The sequence below is a fragment of the Pseudoalteromonas sp. NZS71_1 genome, from assembly GCF_015864305.1.
Lineage (GTDB): Bacteria > Pseudomonadota > Gammaproteobacteria > Enterobacterales > Alteromonadaceae > Pseudoalteromonas > Pseudoalteromonas arctica.
Window position 1 is genome coordinate 64,771 of sequence record NZ_JADYXM010000004.1, and the last position, 21,019, is coordinate 85,789.

The 21,019-nt window shown below is 43.5% G+C and carries 18 protein-coding genes; all 18 read left to right on the forward strand.

The window, feature by feature from the left end; translation table 11 throughout:
• Position 1: 1 nt before the first annotated feature.
• The 18 genes from I6F43_RS07965 to I6F43_RS08050 all read left to right on the forward strand — a co-directional run bounded on the left by I6F43_RS07965 (position 2) and on the right by I6F43_RS08050 (position 21,019).
• On the forward strand, positions 2 to 2,098 hold the full coding sequence (locus tag I6F43_RS07965) for a portal protein (RefSeq protein WP_197101753.1): 2,097 nt from the start codon (positions 2 to 4) through the stop codon (positions 2,096 to 2,098).
• Between the two features lie 2 nt (positions 2,099 to 2,100).
• Complete coding sequence (locus I6F43_RS07970) at positions 2,101 to 2,823, forward strand: RyR domain-containing protein (protein WP_197101755.1); 723 nt, start codon at positions 2,101 to 2,103, stop codon at positions 2,821 to 2,823.
• Between the two features lie 64 nt (positions 2,824 to 2,887).
• Positions 2,888 to 3,988, forward strand: a complete 1,101-nt coding sequence (locus I6F43_RS07975) for a hypothetical protein (RefSeq protein WP_197101756.1) — start codon at positions 2,888 to 2,890, stop codon at positions 3,986 to 3,988.
• Between the two features lie 9 nt (positions 3,989 to 3,997).
• The gene (locus I6F43_RS07980; RefSeq protein ID WP_197101757.1) at positions 3,998 to 5,212 is read left to right on the forward strand and encodes a N4-gp56 family major capsid protein; all 1,215 of its coding nucleotides are present in this window, start codon (positions 3,998 to 4,000) and stop codon (positions 5,210 to 5,212) included.
• A 57-nt stretch (positions 5,213 to 5,269) separates the two neighbouring features.
• Positions 5,270 to 5,650, forward strand: coding sequence for a hypothetical protein (locus I6F43_RS07985; RefSeq protein WP_197101758.1), 381 nt, complete (start codon positions 5,270 to 5,272; stop codon positions 5,648 to 5,650).
• 63 nt (positions 5,651 to 5,713) lie between these two features.
• Entirely contained in the window at positions 5,714 to 6,169 is a 456-nt protein-coding gene (locus I6F43_RS07990) for a hypothetical protein (protein WP_197101759.1), read from the forward strand.
• 2 nt (positions 6,170 to 6,171) lie between these two features.
• A complete protein-coding gene (locus I6F43_RS07995; RefSeq protein WP_197101760.1) occupies positions 6,172 to 6,732 on the forward strand; it encodes a hypothetical protein in 561 nt (186 codons plus the stop codon).
• Entirely contained in the window at positions 6,732 to 7,385 is a 654-nt protein-coding gene (locus I6F43_RS08000; RefSeq protein ID WP_197101761.1) for a phage adaptor protein, read from the forward strand. Before I6F43_RS07995 ends, I6F43_RS08000 begins: the two co-directional genes overlap by 1 nt.
• Before the next feature lies 1 nt (position 7,386).
• The gene (locus I6F43_RS08005; protein WP_197101763.1) at positions 7,387 to 10,467 is read left to right on the forward strand and encodes a hypothetical protein; all 3,081 of its coding nucleotides are present in this window, start codon (positions 7,387 to 7,389) and stop codon (positions 10,465 to 10,467) included.
• Entirely contained in the window at positions 10,457 to 11,095 is a 639-nt protein-coding gene (locus I6F43_RS08010) for a hypothetical protein (protein ID WP_197101765.1), read from the forward strand. Before I6F43_RS08005 ends, I6F43_RS08010 begins: the two co-directional genes overlap by 11 nt.
• Before the next feature lie 11 nt (positions 11,096 to 11,106).
• Positions 11,107 to 11,433, forward strand: a complete 327-nt coding sequence (locus I6F43_RS08015; protein ID WP_197101767.1) for a hypothetical protein — start codon at positions 11,107 to 11,109, stop codon at positions 11,431 to 11,433.
• Between the two features lie 43 nt (positions 11,434 to 11,476).
• Positions 11,477 to 13,087 (forward strand): hypothetical protein, encoded by a 1,611-nt coding sequence (locus tag I6F43_RS08020; RefSeq protein ID WP_197101769.1) that lies wholly within the window; start codon positions 11,477 to 11,479, stop codon positions 13,085 to 13,087.
• A complete protein-coding gene (locus I6F43_RS08025; RefSeq protein ID WP_197101771.1) occupies positions 13,087 to 18,054 on the forward strand; it encodes a hypothetical protein in 4,968 nt (1,655 codons plus the stop codon). Before I6F43_RS08020 ends, I6F43_RS08025 begins: the two co-directional genes overlap by 1 nt.
• Positions 18,055 to 18,092: 38 nt before the next feature.
• Positions 18,093 to 18,509: a hypothetical protein gene (locus tag I6F43_RS08030; protein WP_197101773.1), complete on the forward strand. Its 417-nt coding sequence runs from the start codon at positions 18,093 to 18,095 to the stop codon at positions 18,507 to 18,509.
• Between the two features lie 5 nt (positions 18,510 to 18,514).
• A complete protein-coding gene (locus I6F43_RS08035; RefSeq protein ID WP_197101775.1) occupies positions 18,515 to 19,147 on the forward strand; it encodes a hypothetical protein in 633 nt (210 codons plus the stop codon).
• Positions 19,148 to 19,156: 9 nt separating this feature from the next.
• A complete protein-coding gene (locus I6F43_RS08040) occupies positions 19,157 to 19,591 on the forward strand; it encodes a hypothetical protein (RefSeq protein ID WP_197101777.1) in 435 nt (144 codons plus the stop codon).
• A 14-nt stretch (positions 19,592 to 19,605) separates the two neighbouring features.
• A complete protein-coding gene (locus I6F43_RS08045; RefSeq protein ID WP_197101779.1) occupies positions 19,606 to 19,827 on the forward strand; it encodes a YMGG-like glycine zipper-containing protein in 222 nt (73 codons plus the stop codon).
• A gap of 10 nt (positions 19,828 to 19,837) precedes the next feature.
• Positions 19,838 to 21,019 carry a hypothetical protein gene (locus I6F43_RS08050; RefSeq protein WP_197101781.1) on the forward strand — a complete coding sequence of 394 codons (1,182 nt, stop codon included), beginning with the start codon at positions 19,838 to 19,840 and terminating at the stop codon, positions 21,017 to 21,019.

The window sequence follows — 21,019 nt, forward strand, 5'->3', positions numbered from 1 at the left end:
AATGGCTGATCACGTAAAATCAAATAAAGACGGCTTTACGCTAGATAAGCTGTTAACGCTACTAGGTGACATAGACAGTCAACCAGATTGGCGCACACCAGCAACTAAAGCATGTGCTTACTATGATGGCGACCAATTAAGTGAAGCTGTTAGAAAGGTGTTACAGGATCGCGGCCAGCCAGAAATAGTGCACAACATGATTGGGCCTACTATTGATGGTGTACTTGGTTTAGAAGCACGCTCGCGCTCTGACTTAATGATCGTGGCAGATGATGAAAACGGCGAAGAACTAGCAAAAGGCTTAAATGAGAAATTTAAGGATGCGTGGCGTTTATCTCACGCTGATCGTGCTTGTTCAGATGCGTATGCTAGCCAATTAAAAGCAGGTATTGGCTGGGTAGAAGTCACTAAAAACCCTGTTCCTTTTGCTGCGCCTTATCGCGTTAAGTTTATTCACCGCCGCGAAGTGTGGTGGGATTGGAACGCACAAGAAGCCGACCGCAGCGATGCGCGTTGGATGCTACGTAAAAAATGGATGGATTTGGACGAAGCACTTGTAACTTTTCCTGACCACAAAGAGATTTTAAAAAACGCTGTAAATTTGTGGGAAGATTTTTATAAAACTGTAGATAAAGAACATGTAGAAGAACACGCGTTACATTCTGCATGGCACGACAGCCAAAGTTGGAGCCGTGGACAAAGCGAGTGGTTAGACCAAACTCGTAACCGCGTATTACTGCAGGTTATCTACTACAAAGTATGGAAGCGTGCACACGTTATCAAAATGAGTGACGGACGCATTATTGAGTACGATAAAAACAACCAGATACACCAAGCCGCAGTGCAAAGCGGTAAAGTACAACTTGAGTACGCTTCTTTCCCTAATGTTCGTGAAGCGTGGTTTGTTGGCCCTCATCGCATCATTGATAGACCTAGTGAAGCGCCAGGCGGCATGTATAACTTAGTGCCTTTCATTGGTTACCAAAAAGATGCAAGCGGTGAACCTTACGGCCTTATTAGTCGAATGGTGCCAGCGCAAGACGGTATTAATGCGCGTGTTATACGCCTTAACTACCTATTGCAAGCACGCAGAATTGTTGCTGACGAAGATGCAACGCAGTTAAGCGATAAAAGATTAAAAGAAGAGGTTGAAAAGCCGGACGGTTACATACCATTAAACCCGGAACGTAAAAGCAAGCTAAAAGCCTCTGACGCGTTAAGTATTCAAAACGATGTAGGCATAGCAGCGCAGCAATTTAACCTCATGCAAAACGATATGAAGTTAATCCAAGACACAGCCGGCGTTTATAATTCAATGCTAGGGCAAGATAGTAATGCAACAAGCGGTGTTGCTATTTCTAATTTGGTTGAGCAAGGCACAACAACACTTGCTGAATTAAACGATAACTTTCACTTTTCACGTAACAGAGTAGGCGACTTACTACTTGCTTACATTATCGAAGCGTTAAAGCCTCAAAACAACGTGCAGGTGACTGTTAACCGTGATGACAAGGCCAAGCGCAAGCAAATTTTACTTAATCAGCCTAACGAAGATGGCAAGCGCAATAACGATGTTGCACGCTGGAAAGGCCACTTAGCACTAGCGCCGGTTAAAGCTACGCCAACGTATCGCCAGCAACAAGCAACGCTATTAAGCAATGTAATGGCGCAAATACCGCCAGAAGCACAAGCAGCAACAATGCCTATGTTCGTTGAACTAATGGACCTGCCAAACAAAGAAGAATTTTTAGCGACTCTACGCCAGGCGTTAAACATTCCTAAGCCTCAAGAAGATATGAGCGAAGAAGAACTTGCACAAGCACAAGCCCAAGCTGAAAAAGCACAGGCGATGGAGCAACTACAAATGCAAGAAATTCAAGGCAAACTTGAAAAGCTAACTCTTGAGCGCGAACAGCTAAAAGTTAAGATCATCGAATTACAGAAGAAAACTGAAACAGAAGAAGTTAAAGACGACAAGTTGATAGCCGAAACTGAAAAGATTTTAAGTGAAGTACGCAGAAGCAATGCTGAAATAGCGGCAATGAAATCAAACGTACAAGCAAACATTCAACAGCAACTAGACGCAATACAGGTGTAGCAATGAGCGAAACAAAAGAAGTTATTAACGTAGTGCTTTGTGGTGATGATGGCGCAACAGTACACATACGCGAAGTAATGGCCGAGTATCAGTGTTTTAAAGTGGTTCAAGCAGCCGAGATTAAATCGGTAGGAAAAATGGACGAACAGCCTGAACTTTCCTTGATTATTGGCATACCTGGAACTGACATTGATTTGCCTTACATTGCTAGCCAGGCATTAACAGCGCGCTATACACCGATAGCCGGCGATTACATTGTGCTGTATGAAAACGACTATGTATCAATAAGCCCTAAGCAAGTGTTTGAAGAAGGCTATAACAAGATTGAATTTGCTGATGTTGGTGGCGACAACGAGCTTGGCATACCGCAAGAGCATATGGGACAAGTTAAAGCCATCGCTAAAATGTGTCACGAAGTTAACCGCGCTTATTGCGCAGCATTACGAGAAGAACAACCAAGTTGGGAAATGGCCCCGCAATGGCAAATTGATTCAGCCATTAAGGGCGTAGCGTTTCATATTTTAAACCCTGACGCACCGGCTAGTGCTTCTCACGATAGCTGGATGGCTGAAAAAGTAGTCGCTGGTTGGAAGTATGGCAAGGTTAAAAATGCTAACAAAAAAGAGCACCCATGTATGGTGCCATTCCATCACCTGCCGGCAGAGCAACAAGCTAAAGACCATATTTTTAGCGCTATCGTTAAACAAGCTATTCACGCAGGCTAAATAAAAAACACGTACTACGCAGAAACGAAGCCGCTTTGAGAAATCAAGGCGGCTTTTTTGTGCGATGCACAAACTCGCAAGGGCAGCGATACGCCTGAATTTTAATTTTCGTAACCATACGTTAAATGGTCGATGGGGTAATAAAGTGGACGAACTAGACGAGATATTAGCAAACGGCACTGACGAAGAAATCGAGGCGGCACTAGCTGGTCTTGATATTGATGGTGATATGTTATTTGGTGGCGAAGATGGCGAAAAAGAGCCTGTAGTAGAAATCAAACAAGAAGCACCAGCGGCAGAGCCAAAGCAGGAAGTAAGCGAAACACCAGCTAAAACAGACGTAGAAGGGGAGTCGTCAACCAAAGAAGGTGAAGCACCAGAAGGTTTTGTTGAAATCGATGGCGAATATTACGTTAAGGCAACTGGCGTAAGCAGCAAGAACGGTCAGCACAGCTTACCGTATGACGTACTTGTTCAAACGCGAGAGCGTGTAGCAGCAGCCGAAGCCGAAAGCCAAAGAATAGCCGCCGAAAAAGCAGAACTTGAAAGCCAGTTTGCAGAATCTAAACGTGTAGCCGAGCTACATAGCAGCCAACTTAAAGAGGCTGGAATAGATCCACGCAAACTACCAGGTGAAATGCTTAAAGATCCTGAGCTAATGAAACGCATAAAGGACGAATACCCAGAGCTAGGCGAATTAGTTAGTGAACTTGCTAACCAAATTCAGCAATACGGCGGTAAAAATCAACCGCAGCCAGCACCACAACAACCTACTTCACAAAATGAAGTGCAAGACGCGTTTTCTAATTCACAGCACTTAAAACAGTGGATGGAAAGTGACGTTGATAAGTGGGATATGGCAAAGGTTATTGATGACAAGCTCGCAAAAGACCCATCGTTTGCAAACAAATCTGTAGCAGAGCGATTTAAAGAAGTTGAAAAGCGCGTACAAAGCGCATTTGGTGAACAGCACAAGCCTAAGCCAAGCAACGCAAACTCTGCACCAATCCCAAATACCCCCACTGACGTAGGCACACAAGCCAGCGATCTGAGCGCTAACGCAAACTTACTGGACAAAGATGCTGCGACTATCACAGCAGAAATGGAAGGTATGACCGAAGCGCAAATTGAAGCGATGCTTGAGAGCGCGTCAGATTTTCTCTAGGAAATTAAAATGAGCACAATTACAAAAGCACAAGCGGCAAAAGCGTTTGGTGCTGCCCTGTTTACACATACACGCCGTCAAAATACGTTCGTGAACATGTTAACCGGATCTGCACCAAAAGCGGCTAAAGCTGATATGGCCCACGGCAAAAAGCAAACTGAAAAGGGTGCGCCGGTGGTTATGATCAACGACTTGCAAAGCCAAGCCGGTGATTCGGTTGAAATGGATTTATTCCACAACCTAAGCGGTTTACCAACAATGGGCGATAAAAAACTGGAAGGCCGTGGCGAAAGCTTGAGCAAAACAGTATTTGAATTGCGTATTGATCAAGGCCGTAAGATGGTTGATAGCGGCGGTAAAATGTCGCAAAAGCGTACTAAGCATAACTTGCTTAGCACTGCTAAAACGTTGTTAGGTAACTACTACAACGACTTTAAAGATGAAGTTGCTATGTACCACCTTGCTGGTGCGCGAGGCTCTTTTGCACCGGATGATATTATTATCCCACTTGAAGATCATGAAGAATTTAAAGAAATCATGGTTAACGATGTGATGGCACCAACGTATGACCGTCATCAGTTTGGTGGTGATGCGACAAGCTTTGAAGCAATTGATGCTGCGGATATTATGACGCTTGAAAAGCTTGATGACTTAGCGCTTATCCTGGAAGAACAAGCCAACCCAATGAAACATATTTCATTTGAAGCTGACCAAATGGCTAACGAGTCGCCGTTCTTCTTGTTATTCGTAACACCTCGCCAATGGCGTGACCTTTGGGCTTCTGCGACTGATAAAAAGTTACAAGAGCTTCAATCACGCGCTATTAAACGCGGCCAAGGTTTTAATCACCCGGTATTCAAAGGTGATGTGATCATGTGGCGCAACATTCTTGTTCGTCAATACCGTAAGCCTGTACGTTTCTATGCGGGTGATAAAGTGACTGTATCGAAAAACGATAAATTGGCGACAACTAAAATTGTTGAAGCGGGTACAACTATAGATCGTGCAATCCTTCTTGGTGGTCAAGCGCTTGCGAATGCTTACGGTAAGTCTGATTCAGGCTCGCACTTCTCTATGACTACAGAGAAAACCGACCACGGCAATGCGAATGAAACAGCTATCGTATGGATGAATGGTTGTAAGAAAGTGCGCTTCTCTGACAAATCAGGTCGCGTAAACGATTACGGCACGATGGTAATAGATACGGCTGTATCTCTACAGTAAGCCTTTATGCCGGAGCAATCCGGCTTTCACTTTAATTTTTAGTAATTGGATAAAATTATGAAAGAAACATTTTATAAAGGTGCCGCCGGTAATCTATCGCTACACCTGGTAACACTTTCACTTGCTGCTTTAGCGGCTAATGCTACAACCGTTGCTTCAGATGGCTTGCCTATCGGCACGCAAATCACTGGCGTTCGTATTATTAACGAAGCGCTAGGCACTGGCACTGAGCTAACAGTTCAGGTTGTTGATCATTCAGGTGGTGAAAAGGACTTAACTGTTTTTGATACTGCAAGTGCTGGCAATGCTAGCGAGTTTGTTAAGCCTGTATATATTGGCGATGAAGGCCCAAGCGATTTGGTTGTTAAAAATACGGGATCAGCTGCGGCAACCGGCGAAGTTATAATTGAGCTAGAGTACCGCTACAAAGGTTACTAAGCCTTTTAGATACACGTTTAAATCAAGCCCTGCTATTGCGGGGCTTTTTATTGGGGAATATCCATGAGCAATACAACGAATATCGTTTACATCGGTAAGAAGCCTTTTAAAAAAGACACAGTATGTGGCACCCGCACTATCTTTAAACAAGGTGAGCCAACAGCAGTATCGTCTGATCTTGTTCAACGCTTCTTAGACTTTAACCAAGTTTGGGTTGCTGAAAAAGATGCTAAAGCCTTTATCGAGCGCCAAAAGTTTTTAGAAGAACAGGCCGAAAAAGAACGCATTGCACGCGAAGAAGCTGAAAAGCAAGAAGCGCTTGATGCAAGCATGTTGATCACCGTTGATGGCGAAGAAATCGACTTAGGTAAGTACAGCTCAAATCAGCTTAATACATTTGTTGAAGCGCACGACTTAACTGTTGAAGGCGCTAAAAAACCAGTGCCAGCATACTGCAAAAAAGTACGTGATGCGTTCCGCGCTTCTGTTGCTGACGAAGATATAGACCAGGGCGAATAATCATGGCGCAATTATCTAGCTTGATCCCGTTAGTTCGTGAACGCTGCGGGGGCGTTCTTGATCAGATGGCGAGAGACCAGCTAGGTCGCGCCTATCAAAAGTTTTGTTATGAGTCTTGTTTTTTAGCTCGCACTCAAGAAATTGAGAAAGGCCAAAGCGGGGAGCTTAGCATTGATAGTGATCACGTATTTGTAAGTGTTGATTTTGTTTTAGATGCCAATGGTAACGAGCTTAAAAGCTCAGATGATTACTTGGTATCGTCAAATGGCACTGTAACCGTGATCAGCACATCGCCTAAAGTGCGTGTGTTTTACCATATCGCCCCGCAATTCCTTCTACCTAATGACTTTGATGCGGATAACACAATCGTTAACCGGTGGGCAGATGCCATTGCAGATGGTGCCGCGTCAACTTTGTTGATGATGCCTAATACTGCATGGACCGACCTATCAAAGTCTGATTACTTTAAACGCCGTTTTACCGATGGCTACCGCGATGCTTTTCAAGTTGCTATCGAAGCCCTGGACGAGCAAAGACCTTCACAAACAAGAGTGTTTTACTAATGGCTATTATTACATCAAACGAAATCTTACAGCGCGTAAATAAGCTGTTAAACGATCCGGGCTACACTCGCTGGCCTAAAGACGAGCTATTAAATTATCTAAATGACGCTCAACGAGCCATTGTACTGCGCCGACCTGACTCTTATACCGTGGATATTGACGACTTTGCGTGTGTTGAAGGTGTTAAGCAAACGCTCCCAGCAGATGCTTTAAAGCTTATTGATATTCCTCGCAATGAATCCGGTAAAGCTATTCGTGGACCATACAACCGCCAAGTATTAGATGATAACTACGATACGTGGTACGCAGGTAAAACAGCGGTAGAAGTAGAGCTTTACATTTATGACGAGCGCAACCCTAAAACATTCTACGTTTATCCTGGTGTTGTTACTGGCATTAATTTAACCCTTGTTTACTCTAAAGCACCGCCGGCTATTGATACTGCATCAAATGACACAGGTGAAGTTATTGCACTTGATGATGTATACGTAAACGCGATCATTGAATGGATTTTATACCGCTCATACATGAAAGATGCTGAATATGCGGCCAACCCAAATAAGAGCCAAATGCACATGAACGCATTTAGAAGTCAGCTAGGCGAAAAAAGCCAAGCAGACGTTGCAATGATGGGCCAAGAGAAGGGGCAGTAAAATGGCAGCAAGCGCAGGCGCGTGGTATCGCGTAGGTAAAGTAAACGTCACTAATAATAACCAATCAGTCGTTGGTGTTGATACAAATTGGCAAAACGATGTAATTGCTATCGCTATTGGTGATGTTTTCACGCTAGATGCAAAGACCTGGTACGAAGTGACCGCAGTTAATAGCGATACAAGCATTACACTTGATCGTGGTTTTGAGGGCTCTACAGGCGAAAATGAGACATACGCAATTGTGCGCAATACTTCCGGCACGATATTAACGCGCATTGCAGGCCAAGTGTCAGTCCAGTTTAACCAAAAGCAATTATTTTTAGATGAATTGCGCACTTGGCTTAATTCAGATAGCGAAACCGAAGAATTAACCGACAGCCACGGATTAAAGCAATCACTTAAAACGCCGTCACAAATGGTGCGTGATCATGACAATAAGCTAGCTGAACTTGATGCTATAAACCCGCACCCCTACGCAATGCGTAAAGTTGAATTTGAAGCGCTGAGAGAAATTAACGCTGATAAGGTGGCCGCAAATGGCTTTGTTCACTTTGGTAAGCATTGGGATAACACAGTACCAAATAGAAGTATTGGTGAAGGTCTGTATACGCACCATACAATACCAAACACTTTACTTATGGGGCGAGGTACTACAGATAGCAGCTTTATGGGTGATTCAGATACCCTAAACCCTGTCCTTTCTATATCTGGTGTTTTAGTTAATTTAACTTATCTGTCTGAAAATACGGCAGGCGGGAGAAACGCAATTATATTCCCTCCTGCTGAATCTGGACTGAGGACTTACGACAAATCCAACGGACAAAGCGTTACTCATTCCACATCAACAATAGCCTTTGCAAGTGAAAGTGAAAATAACAAGGTTGTTACTGAGCGAGTAGACATGTGGGGTTTAGAGTTTTTCTTGCGAGAAATTAGCTCGTCAGATCCTTTCGTTTACCCTGGCGGTTTAATACAAAGTAAGAAATACGATTGCAGCGGGGTGACTTGTGAGCCAGATAACATTAGACCCCAAAGCTACTTTGCTTGGTATGAAGGTCACGCAGCGAGCCAGGGCAACGGTGTAAACTGGAACAACGCTACAGATCAACAAAAGGCCCTAATTTGCTCCGACCCTAAAAACAACATCTACTTTGATGACGCAACAGGTAAATTTTATCAGTGGTGTGTTCGCGGTCGAAGTTTTGCCGGGGCTGGCAATGGAACGTGGGAAAATTTGGACCCTCAAAAAGCCGCTTTATCGTGGACTTCTTCTTCATCGCAAAACAAAAGAATTGCCATTCAGGGTACCGCCAATTCAGTTACGTGGACGGGATCGGGTGAAAGTAATCACTATTACGGCTCATTAGCTCCTAATCATGATGAGCTAGGTTTGTTTACGTCTTACGGGAAAGGGAAAGCGGCAAACGCTGTAGCTGGCGAGGCTTACGTTTTGGTTTGCGGTACAGTTTCAAGACTTAATAAGGGTGCTTATCACCCAAGTTACAATCGATTTGGCACGCGAGGCTTTTTAAATGAATCGGGCCGTTCTGCGGTTTCTTGGGCTGAGTCTGACTTGAGAGTATACCCGACTAAAAAGTCAGATTGCTTTGATTACCCGACAACAGTTTACCCATACACGGACGGTATTGTTTTCTCAAGTAGCGCGGATTCTAGCGCCGGCAGCATAGATGGTGGAGAGTCTACAAACAAAAGGCAGGATGGCCGTTACTTTGACGCTATTTACGCTAGTGGTGATGGTGGTGTAATTAGAGATATGCGCTACATGGCTAGAGGCCTGGAGAGAAAGGATTTTGATTTAGCAGACAAGAAAATAAAATCCGACACCTTTAGAGGTTTAGAGTTTTTGCCTTACTGCGGTTTTGAGGTCAACTTATCTCAAGTTAGCACAGGTTCAGCAGCATATATTGATCAGGGTTCAATTCATTATGTTGGTTACGATGGTAAAGCAGGCGTTTTTAATAGCGCGCCCGCCTATGGTGGCGGTCTATCAGCCTTGAACTTGATTTTAGTTCGCGACTCTGACGGCGCTATATTTAAAACAACTGCATGGAACAATGAATACCACTCGCGCCTAATGCAATGGGATGGTACTCAGTATCAGGAATGTACTGGTGATGCCTCTGAATACAACACCAAGTATAGAGGTTATTTGTTTGATGGGTCGTACCCTTCATCGGAATACCCGGTGACAAGCATTCTTTACTCAAGAGTAAATGAAAATGGCTATGGTCTGAACTTTCACGGAAGGCCAACGCAAAAAGTACTCAGTGACATACCAGTATCTTTTGAATACCTTCACACTGAGGTTTTTGGCTCGCCCGATGTAATAGCGGCATCAAGAGACTTTAAAGATGGATGGGTTGGTAGTTGGAATCCATCAATTCCAGATGGTAGCGGAACTAAGAGCAAGGTAACAAGAAATGTTGAATCGAATGCTGATGATTTAATTACTTATAGCTCAGACGGTGGTAGTACTTGGGCCTCATCCGTATCAGCTCACAATTTAAATTTAGTAATTAACACGGTCTCTCATCCGTCTGTTTTTTCAGAGGGTGGCATCACAGTTTATCAGTTTAAATCGAAGAGCGTGATCACAGAGGATGAAGGGAGCATGGAAATCCTCAATGGGTACTTTGGTGACGTTTACTTTTCTAGCCGTTACAGCTCGTCTAACTCTTTAGCTTACTCTCTAATTAGAGAAGTTTTAACAGGGGATGACGAGGGCGTTTCTTACGGTAACTTATCCTTAAATAGCTACACGATTTTTCAGGATGAGTTTTACGAGTTTAGGCAGTCACCAACGCACCAAACTTTAAATTTAGAGGCTCCCGCCATAGATTGCCCAGCATTCAAAACCCTTCATTACGGATTCAAAGATAGTAACCAGGGCTTTTTGAATTACTCATACTGCGAGATTAAGTATGATGCTGGTTGGGGGGATGACGGGAAAATCCATATTAAAGGCAGTCAAGGTGTAAGGCTTGATGATAACGGTAATTGGGTTAAGTATGGAACGGCTAGAATTATAGAGCCTTTAGGGTGGATTAAAAATGACAAATAAAATTGTAAATTTTATCGTTTTGGATAATGAGCAGAAGCCCGTTATCAGTGATGAAGGATTGCCAGTATTATTAGCGCGTCCAGACACTAAAACCATGCAGGATGTTGAACGTTTAATAGAGCTCAACAAACCTACATCGGTTATTAATAAGTTTGCTGAACTAGTAAGCCTGGGCGAGCAATGGGATTGGGCGCAAAGCTATTACAGCTACTTGGTTGAAAAGTTAGAGGTGGAGCAGTACAACGAAAACCTACCCGAACCTACAACAAACGAAGCCGGCGAGCTTATTGAGGTAGAGTTAAAATCACTACCAATAGAGCCTGAACAACCAGCCGTAAAAAGCACTAGCGAAATACTGGCCCCTTATAGCAGACACCTAGCAAAGCTTAAAGGTGTTGAGCATAGAGGGGTTTGTGTAACTTTAAATGAAGCTAATCAAAATGGATTGTCAGCACTAAAAAGCGCTTTAGAGCTAGCCAGAGACTTTGATGCGACTGATCAATTCTTTCCTGTTAACTTTAATGCTGAAACACCTAACGGGGTTGAGGTTTTATTGCTTGATGATGAAGAAGAATTTAAGCATTTTGGTTTTAGCTTTGTAATTGCAAGAAAAGCTTTATTTGAGTAGTGGGGTTTATCATGGTGACAGCTCTAAAAACACTAAGAACGTTAATAGGCTACATTTTATGTGGCCTTTTGTTTATTGGTCCTTTTGTTATCTTATCCATCGTTGCGCTGTTCGGTAGCTCATGGGCATTCAATAGCTTATACAGCATAGACATAGCGATTTGCAGTATTAGCCACGGTACTAGGCTTGAGTCAATTTCAGCACGCAGTTTTAGGCTGTCGCACGACAAGCGCTATCACTATCAAATGCGTGTAATTGACTTACTAGCAAGGCCTCTTGATGGCGCTAATCACTGCAAGCGCGCTCACAAGTGGGAACGAAAAGTAATAAGCCTTTAATTAAACACCCTTCAAACTACTCAAACTAAAATAAGCGAATCCTATGCCTGCAATATCCGTTAAAACTTTTGCCGGTGAACGGCCTAAAATTGACCCTCGTTTACTCCCCAATGAATCAGCATCTAAAGCGTATGGTTGTCATTTTGATAATGGCAACCTTTCCCCCTTAAAGCGTCCAGCATTAACTGGTATATCTGTAATTCCAAATGCTAAAACCATTTACCAGCACTTAAATGAGCATTGGTTCGCCTGGGATAAAGTGGTTAACGCAGTGGCGAGCCCAATTGCTGACGATCCTTGGCAGCGTGTTTATTTTACAGGTGACGGCTACCCAAAGGTAACTAACAACGCTATTTTTAGCGGTTCTAATATGCCTGCTAGTGCTTATCGCCTAGGTGTTCAATCCCCAGAAGTGCCAATAATCGCCGTTGTTACCGATGCGGCAACCGATGAAATAGATCCTAACGATGACGAAACGCGCTACTACACACATACTTTTGTAACTGAGCAGGGTGAAGAAAGCTCGCCGGGGGAAGCTTCACAGCGCATTGATATTAGATACCCGGACGAAGAAGACACATACGTAACGCTTGCTTTATCACCGCCAAATGTAAATGCTTCAAATATTACGCATCGCAGAATATACAGAACGGCAACCGGCGGAGGCATAGCAGACTATTTATTTGTGGCAGAGATACCAATAGCACAAAGCCAATTTGTTGATGATATTCCAACGGATGAACTAGGATCATCGCTTGATACTTACGACTATGAAATGCCAAACGAAAACATGAAAGGCTTAACGTCTATGGCAAACGGTATTTTGGCTGGTTTTTTTGACAGCACTGTTTGTTTTAGCGAGTCATACCTTCCTTATGCTTGGCCTAGTGCTTACCAGCTAACGACTGAGCACGAAATAGTAACCGCTGCCGCACTTGGTAATACGCTAGCTGTTTTAACAAAGGGATACCCATACTTATTTAGCGGCATAACGCCTGACTCTATGGCTGGTCAAAAGTTAGAGTCTAATCAGTCGTGCACAAGCGCTAGATCTGCAGTCATTGTAAATGGCACGCTTATATACGCTAGCCCTGACGGATTAATAGGCTTAACAAGTGGCGGATTAACAATGCTAACCAATCAAGTTATCACGCGTGAGCAGTGGCAGGAGTACGAGCCAAGCACTATCGAAGCTTATCACCAGGAGGGGCGCTATCTTGCTTTTTACGGTGCCAACTTAGATAAAGCGTTTATTTTTGATCCGAGCAATGGTGACTTTAGACACTTTACAGCAACAGCAATTTGCGGATTTAATAGTCTCGTTGATGATGCTTTGTATACATGCCAGGGCGCAAACCTTAGTAAGTGGGATTCTAATCCATCGCTAATGAGTTATGAATGGCGCTCTAAAGAGTTTTCGGCTAACGACTTAAGCTTTGCGTGCGCAATGGTCAAAGGTGTAGATACTCAGCTTGCAGGGCTTTATATCTACGCAGATAACGAGGTCGTATTGCATTTAGAGCCAGGGCAAATACCAAATTCAGCATTTAGATTACCGCCTACGCGTGGTAACTCATGGTCTTTTGAGGTTTACGGTCAAGGTGTTATCCATAGTGTTTCTATTGCCACAACTATGCGCGAGGTTGCCGCTTAATGACTAAATTAAAAAAAGGCGTGTTTCCTGGCATTGTCAGGCAGGGAAAGCAAAAGCCGGCTGATAGTGCCATGGCCGAAAGCATTGAAATATTAACCGGGCAACGTGGCAAAGGGAGTAATCGCGCTTTACTTGTTAGTGATCTGGTTAACCTGGATGACATGAAACGCAATGCGCTTATTAATAGCGCCAATGGTGGCACTAACATTGGCGGCTTGCCTATTACAACCGGCAGCGTTGAAAAACCACATGCACCCGTTGGATTATCAGCAACTGGCGGCTTTACTTTTATAGCAGTAACTTGGGATCACCCTACATACAGAGGCCATGCTTACGCAGAGGTGTGGCGAAGCGAGGAAGATACATTCGGCAGTGCTACACGCATAGCAACGGAAGTCGCGGACGTATTTAGCGACTCTGTAAATATGGGTGAAAAGTATTATTACTGGGTTAGATTTGTAAATACCGTCGATATGAAAGGGCCAACACAAGGCGCGAACGGCATTTACGCTGAAACAATCAATTCGGCTGAATCAATACTTGATGAAATTGGCGGAAAAATTGAAAGCTCCCACTTAGGCACTTTTTTAACGTCTGAAATTGGGAAGATACCTGCGCTTGATTTTATGCTTGGTGAACTTGTTGAAAACGAGATACCAGCTTTAAAGGTTAATATAGAGAATATTGGTGTTGATATTAACGCGTTAAGAACGGACGTTGATAAAAACATAGCCGACATACCAAGCATTAAAAGCGAAATAGAGGATCTAAGCGCCGAGCTACCAGAAGTAAAGCAGGGAATAACGGACCTAACCAATGATACAGAGGCAGCTAGGCAGGTAGCTGAAAGCGCTAAGCAAAGAGTTGAATCGGTAGAAATTAGTAGCGACTCACTTGCTAGGCAGTTAATTGAAAGCGCATCCATAAACGATATTAATTGGCAGTCCAATACAACTAAATTATATGAATTTGAATCATCGCTTGAAAATGTGAATGCGCGCATTGAATCTGAGTTTTTAACAAAATCAGAAGCTAACGAAGCAATAGCGGCGGCAGCAGAAACGATAAGGGTTGAGATAGAAGCAACCGGCTTAGCGTTGTCGGGCGACATTGAAAGCACTTACTATACGAAAGCGACAACAGATCAAGCTATTGCGACAGCAACACAGCTAATAAAATCTGAAATAGAGGACGTAAACGGCAATAGTATAGGCGCTTTGCTAGAGTCACAGCACTACACTAAAGTTCAAACCGATAGTGCAATAAGCTTTTCATCAGAGCAGATAAAATCAGAAATAGAGAACCCAACAGGCACTAGCCTGGGCGCATTACTTAACAGTGATTATTACACAAGCGTTCAAGCTGATAGCGCTATTTCAGCTTATGGGCAGCAACTTAAAAGTGAAATTGAAGATCCCAACGGTAACAGCCTGGGCGCAACATTAAAAACGGACCATTATACTAAAACTCAAGCCGATAGTGCGATAAGCGAAGCAACAACGCAGCTAGGCTCAGAAGTAACACAAGAAATAGAAGGCGCGATCAGCACTGTAAACAGCACTCTAACGAACAACTACTACACAAGTTCAGAAGCGGATCAGGCTATTGCGGTTGCTTCTCAATTTTTAAAGTCTCAAATTGAAGATCCTGAAGGCGTTAGTTTAGGTGCAACACTTTTCAATGACTACTCCACAAAAGTAGATACGGAGCAGGCAGTTTCAAGGGCCATCTTTGAGCTTGATAGCCAATTTGATCCACTTGCTCAATCTGTTATTGAAAACGCGATTGCTAATGACCTGGCTAACGACAGGCAGCAAATAATAACTGCAAATATTTTACAGACTCAAGAGGCCATAACGTCAGAGTCAGAGGCGTTAGCTCAATCAATTTCTGTTATTGAAACGCAGTTCAATAATAGTAGCGCTCGTATAACCGAGTTGAACAAAGCTATATCTAATGAAATATCATCTAGCGCACAAAAAATATTTCAACTAGACAGCAAGGTTGATAGTAATAAATCTTTCTTAGAAGTAAATTATCTTACTAATGTTGATACACAGGAAGCGATAAGCCAAGCTACAACGGCATTAAAGTCGGAAGTAGAGAGCGGGTTTAATGCGGTTTTAACGAGTGATTACTACACCGCAGCAGATACCGACAGTGCAATATCGCAGGCAAGCACGCAACTACAATCAAACATTGATGATATTAGTAGTGGACTATCTTTAAATTACTACACAAAAACACAAGCTGACGAGGCAATAAGCCAAGCCACAACAATCCTACAAAGCGCAATTGAAGATCCAGAGGGCGAAAGCGTAGCAGCGGACCTATACCAAAACTACCTAACGTCAACACAAACGGGCCTTGCAATATCAGAAGCGACCCAGCAGCTTAAAAGCGCAATTGAAGATCCAGAAGGCGACAGTCTAGCAGCAGATATTTACACTAATTTTTCAACAAAGACCGATACAAGCACAGCAATAAGCGAAGCGACAACCGCACTTAAATCAACATTAGATAGCGATATAGGCGGTATTGCATCTGATTTGCAAAACAACTACCGAACAGAAGTGGAAACAGATCAGGCAATTAGCCAGGCTACAACTGTATTAAAAAGCGAGATTGAAGATCCTGAAGGCAACAGTCTTGGCGCAACGCTATTTAATGAGTTTCAAACTAAAGTAGACGCAGAGCAATCGACCGCAAGCACAAACCAGCAACTTAGGGCAGAATTTGAACCAAGCGCTCAAGCCGTAATTGAAAACGCATTAGCAAATGACTTGGCCGAAAATCGAAGAACGCTATCGGAAGCGGATATAATTAGTAAGCAAAGCGTTATTGCGAATGATCAGCAAGCATTAGCAGAGTCTATATTTGTTCTAAATTCGGCTATAGATGAAAGTAAATCTAGCTTGTACCAACTGCAAACCACTTTCGCAAGCAAGACACAAGCAACCGCTCAAGACCTTTTAAAGCTTGATAGCAGTGTAGGTGATGTGAAAGCAGACTTAGTTAATAACTACTTTACTAGCGCAGACGTTAACGAAGCCATAGCAAGTGCAGACACCGCTTTGCGTGCAGCGATTGAAGATCCGGACGGCGATAGTGTCGCCGCAAACTTGCAAGTTAATTACTACACAAGAGCCGCAGCAGATAGCGCAATAAGTCAGGCGACCACACAGCTTAAAAGTGCGATTGAAGATCAAGACGGTAACAGTATTGGCGCTGACTTATATGTAAATTACTTAACGAAAACAGAAACAAACCAAGCTATAAGCGCAGCAGCAACGGCACTCCAATCGAACATCGATGATAACCAAGCATTGCTCACTTCTGATTATTACACTAAGGCCGATACTGATAATGCCATAAGTTCAGCAGTTACTAGCCTTGGTTCAGAGTTCGATACTGAAATAAGCAATGTAAATTCATTACTGCAAACAAACTATTATACAAAAACGGACACTAACAGTGCGATTAGCAGCGCGACAACACAGCTTAAAAGCGCCATTGAAGATCCGGACGGTTCAAGTATAGGCGCTGATTTATACAATAACTTTTACACTAAAACAGATGCGGACGGCGCAATAAGTAGCGCTAACCAGCTACTAAAATCCGTCATTGAGGATGCAAGCGGTAATAGTGTAGGTGCCAGCCTGCAAACGCTTGGCGAAACCGTAGCGACAAATGAGGGAGAATACAGTGCACTATGGGGCGTTAAATCAACAGTAGCAGGACTAACAACAAGTGTAGGCCTTGTGAATGATGGTATTGAGCCTATATTTGCCGTTAAAGGGGCCAAGTTTTCCATAATAACAGATCAAGATCCTACTAACTTAACACCTGTATTTGCTGTTTCGGATGGTAAAACAGTGATCAACACGGCTATCATTGATGAAGCATTCATAAAAAGCTTGGTTACTGACAACTTACTTGCAAATCGTTTGCTTGTTGGCTCAAGGCTGACAACGCCGTCAATTAACTACAACCCAAGTAACGGCGCACGAAGCGGTAATTTTTCAATTGACCCCGGTGGCAACATGCTTGCAAAGAGCGCGACACTTGAATCAGTTACGATTAAGGATAGTAGCGGCAACGTTGTAATGTCATCTACCGGCGCAATACCTTTATCTAAAGTAACCGGCTTGGGAGATTTAGCCTCTAAAGACTCGCTTGGTTATAACGAACTTAGCGGCAGGCCAAACCTAGGAGCTTTCGCATTTCTAAGTGAGCTTGGGTATAACGACTTGAGCGGCAAGCCTACACTTGGAAGCCTAGCCTCTAAAAACTCATTATCCTATAACGAAGTAACAGGAAAGCCGGCACTTGGCTCTTTGGCATATTTAAACTCGTTAGCTTATGACAATATAACTGGAAAACCTTCACTTGGTCCGTTCGCGGGACTTAGTAAAATTTTGAGTTCAAATATAACAACGTATATTGCAAATGGCGCGATTGGCTCAGCGCAAATAAATCAAGCGTATATCAATCAGCTATTTGGTCAGGATGCGAGCTTTTACGGCACTGTTTACGCGGAAAATTTAAGCGGCGATGTTACAGACACTATAACCAAGCCGGTAAACTTAACGCAAATAAGCGGAAGCCAAACCCAAATAGCAACACTTAACATTGCTAGCGCGACATTCGCAAGAACGCTATATATAAGAAAGATAAAAGTTAGTATTCCCGATTCAGGAGAAAGTGGATCAAATCAATATAAGTCAACGACACTTCATGTAAGAACAACATCAGGAACTAATTTAACTTCAAACTCAGGCCAAGGCGCTGAGGGAGTAGAGGATACAACGTTAACTATTAATGCAAACACTACGTATGCAATATCACTAAGGGTTAGCACTAACGCATCACCTATAACTGACACATTTACTGGCACCGTTTACCCTAAAGTTTCTCAACAAGACGTTTTATTTCAACTATTCAAGAAGGGAAACGCTTTAGGGTAATGGATAAACCCCCCAATATAGGTTAATATTTTATCACAATGGAAAAGTCATACCTGCAATGCGTATCATGGGATAAACACCGTGATCGGCTTAAAGAGCCAATAACTCGAATAGGCAATATTGCAAACGACCCACACCTATACCAAGAAATCGACAAAGCCTGCTCAAACGAGTGGGCTTTTTTGTTTTTGGTGCCGGATGGTTTTTTTATTTTGCGCCCTCGCCATATTGAAAACCAAACGTTTATCGAAATAACTGTAGCGTCTTGCCACGGCGGGAATGCTACGCAGCGTTACCTAAATCACATCATTAGGCTTGCTAAGTGCGGCAAGGCTCAATTTATCGAATTTGCAACCGCTAGACGCGGGTTTAACAAAGTAGCTCCCTTACATGGCTGGGCTCACGCTGGCGTGCGTGATGGTTTAACCTTGTGGCGACACTTTTTAGGGGATTAAGATTCATGGGTAAGTCCAACGAAGTCAAAGAAACAGAGTATGAGAAAGAGCTTGCCAAGGTATACGGCGAAGAATGGGCTTACTACCAAAAAAGTATTGTGCCATTTGAAAACCAAGTTATTGACGAAGCAAAACAAGCCAATGACGCAAGCGTTTACGATGACATAGCCGAGAACACAAACCTTGGTTATAAAAAATCATTTTCGGATGCCAGCAATAACGCACTTTCAAGTATGGAAGCGAACGGCATAAACCCAAACAGCGGCAAGTTCAAAAACGTTGTTAGCGATATGGCCGACAATGAAGCATCAGTAACAAGTGATGCAAAATCACGCTCACAGGTTGCGGGGCAGGAGCGTTACACAGGCAAGATGAGCAATGTAATGGCTATGGGGCAAGGACAGTCACAGGAAGCTACAGCAACGCTAAGCGATATTGCTTCAAGCTCACAGCAAAAAGCGTTCAACGATGCAAATAATAGCAGGCTGCAAAGTGACTCTATTCTAGGTGCGGCTGGCGCGGTTGCAGGTGCGGCAGGAAGCTATTACAACAATTTGCCAGCGGATACCGGACTCGCTGATATGGATAATGTAATTACAGGCACGCCAAATAACGACCCTAACAACTGGACCGTATAGGAGAAACTTATGGAAGATGATTTTGATTACGACATTTACAGTGTTGATAGCTCAGATATTAGAACCGATAAATATCAAAACGCTTTAGCCGATCTAACCCGCCAGCAATTTGAAGATTATAAAACACGTTTTTTACCGGTCCAGGAGGAATTGTTTGGTTTAGCGACAAGCGACAAATTGCTAAATGAACAAATGGCTCGCAATGAAAAAAATATAAACACCTCTTTCAATCAATCGAAAGTGGCCGAGTCGCAACGCTTGGGGCGATACGGTTTAACGCCAGATGAAACAAAGCAAAGCAGCGCCAATACAGGCTTATTAAAAAGCCTTACAACGGCCTCTGTAAACAACGAAACACGCGAGTCAGTAGATGATTTGCAAAACTCAATTTTAACGGGGCAAGGCGGCGCGCCTAAGTCTCTAGCTGATATAGGTGGTAAATAATGGCTTATTCAATCATGCAGGCCGGGCAGAGCACAAAAAGCAAGGCCACAGGCTCGCTTAAATCTCTATCTGATATGGAACAAAACCGCGATATGACTAACGAAAACTTAGACCAGCAGCAGAAAAGTTCGCAGATGAGCGGTGCCGCTTCTGGAGCAATGATTGGCACTCAAATAATGCCTGGCTGGGGAACAGCTATTGGTGCGGCGGTTGGTTTTGTTGCGGGTTCACTTTAAGGGGTAATGTATGGCAGGCGCATTTGTAGACGGGGCGTTAAAGGGCTTTGAAATGATGGAACGCCATCAATCACGCAAGGACAATAAAGCTCGCCTTGCTGATATGGATAAGCGAAACGATCAGCGTTATCAAGACGGCCTTGATAGACAAGCTCAGCTTGATAATGAGCGCATTCAAAACCGCGAGCAGGACGTTAAATGGCGTGAAAGCCAAGCTAATGAAGGTAGTGAATATCGCAATAAAACGCTAGAAGCTAACCAGCAACAAAGACAGTGGCAGCAAAATTTTCAATCACAACAGGCTCAGTGGCAACAAGATCAGCAGGCAATACCTGTAGCGTGGCAGTCATTCAGAGAAACAGGCCAAATACCGGAAGATTTAAACGATGTACTTTCGCGCAACAAAGGCATGGACCCGCGTACTTACATGAAGCCTGAATATCGTGAAGCGGTAAAAGGATTAAGCACAAAGCTTGATACCGTTATTAAAAGCGGAAATATGGCCGAGGCTAATTCGGCAGAAACAATTAAATTATTTAACGGTGTATTTAAAGACAAGATAGATTCATCCGTTGGGCAGTATGATGAAACCGTAAAATCAAAAATTGCGAGTGTGGATTTTGCTGGTTTTGTACCGGCAGAACGTGAAGATGGAAGCGTTGCCCTGGCGTTACAAGTTACCTATGAAAATGGCGCAAAAGAAATCAAGCCAATGACCAAAGGCCGAACGTCTGAGGGCGATGATCCTGTAATGACCTACACGCCTAAAGAGCTAGTTGGCACCATAAAAACACGCGCAATGATGGCGGATATGATAGAACGTCCGGAATACTGGGACAAAATGGGGAACGAAGTTGCTGCAAATTTCGGCCGTGGCACAAAAGCCAGCTCAAGCCGTGGTAGCAGTAACGACTACCAAAAACAACTTAACTCTATTCAAGATGAAATGACCAAAGCACTTGCCAAAATAGAAGGCGGATCAGACTTAGACTACCTAGACGAAGGTGGCAGAGAAAAAGCTAAAGACAGAGTTAAGGCGCTTTATCAAACCCGCATCGAGCAGCTTCAACAGTCTTATGGCGCATCACCTAGCAGCCAATCACTCAAGCAAGAGCAGGGCGGCGCTAACATGGCCGACCTTAGCGATGATGAATTACTACAACAACTTACCGGTTCGTTAGGAGCGCAATAA

Coding starts and splice junctions, on each gene's coding strand:
- I6F43_RS07975 (WP_197101756.1), top strand. CDS start 2,888: ATGCACAAACTCGCAAGGGCAGCGATACGCCTGAATTTTAATTTTCGT.
- I6F43_RS08015 (WP_197101767.1), top strand. CDS start 11,107: ATGGTGACAGCTCTAAAAACACTAAGAACGTTAATAGGCTACATTTTA.
- I6F43_RS08000 (WP_197101761.1), top strand. CDS start 6,732: ATGGCTATTATTACATCAAACGAAATCTTACAGCGCGTAAATAAGCTG.
- I6F43_RS07980 (WP_197101757.1), top strand. CDS start 3,998: ATGAGCACAATTACAAAAGCACAAGCGGCAAAAGCGTTTGGTGCTGCC.
- I6F43_RS07985 (WP_197101758.1), top strand. CDS start 5,270: ATGAAAGAAACATTTTATAAAGGTGCCGCCGGTAATCTATCGCTACAC.
- I6F43_RS08040 (WP_197101777.1), top strand. CDS start 19,157: ATGGAAGATGATTTTGATTACGACATTTACAGTGTTGATAGCTCAGAT.
- I6F43_RS08045 (WP_197101779.1), top strand. CDS start 19,606: ATGCAGGCCGGGCAGAGCACAAAAAGCAAGGCCACAGGCTCGCTTAAA.
- I6F43_RS08025 (WP_197101771.1), top strand. CDS start 13,087: ATGACTAAATTAAAAAAAGGCGTGTTTCCTGGCATTGTCAGGCAGGGA.
- I6F43_RS08020 (WP_197101769.1), top strand. CDS start 11,477: ATGCCTGCAATATCCGTTAAAACTTTTGCCGGTGAACGGCCTAAAATT.
- I6F43_RS08035 (WP_197101775.1), top strand. CDS start 18,515: ATGGGTAAGTCCAACGAAGTCAAAGAAACAGAGTATGAGAAAGAGCTT.
- I6F43_RS08010 (WP_197101765.1), top strand. CDS start 10,457: ATGACAAATAAAATTGTAAATTTTATCGTTTTGGATAATGAGCAGAAG.
- I6F43_RS07990 (WP_197101759.1), top strand. CDS start 5,714: ATGAGCAATACAACGAATATCGTTTACATCGGTAAGAAGCCTTTTAAA.
- I6F43_RS07970 (WP_197101755.1), top strand. CDS start 2,101: ATGAGCGAAACAAAAGAAGTTATTAACGTAGTGCTTTGTGGTGATGAT.
- I6F43_RS08030 (WP_197101773.1), top strand. CDS start 18,093: ATGGAAAAGTCATACCTGCAATGCGTATCATGGGATAAACACCGTGAT.
- I6F43_RS07965 (WP_197101753.1), top strand. CDS start 2: ATGGCTGATCACGTAAAATCAAATAAAGACGGCTTTACGCTAGATAAG.
- I6F43_RS08005 (WP_197101763.1), top strand. CDS start 7,387: ATGGCAGCAAGCGCAGGCGCGTGGTATCGCGTAGGTAAAGTAAACGTC.
- I6F43_RS07995 (WP_197101760.1), top strand. CDS start 6,172: ATGGCGCAATTATCTAGCTTGATCCCGTTAGTTCGTGAACGCTGCGGG.
- I6F43_RS08050 (WP_197101781.1), top strand. CDS start 19,838: ATGGCAGGCGCATTTGTAGACGGGGCGTTAAAGGGCTTTGAAATGATG.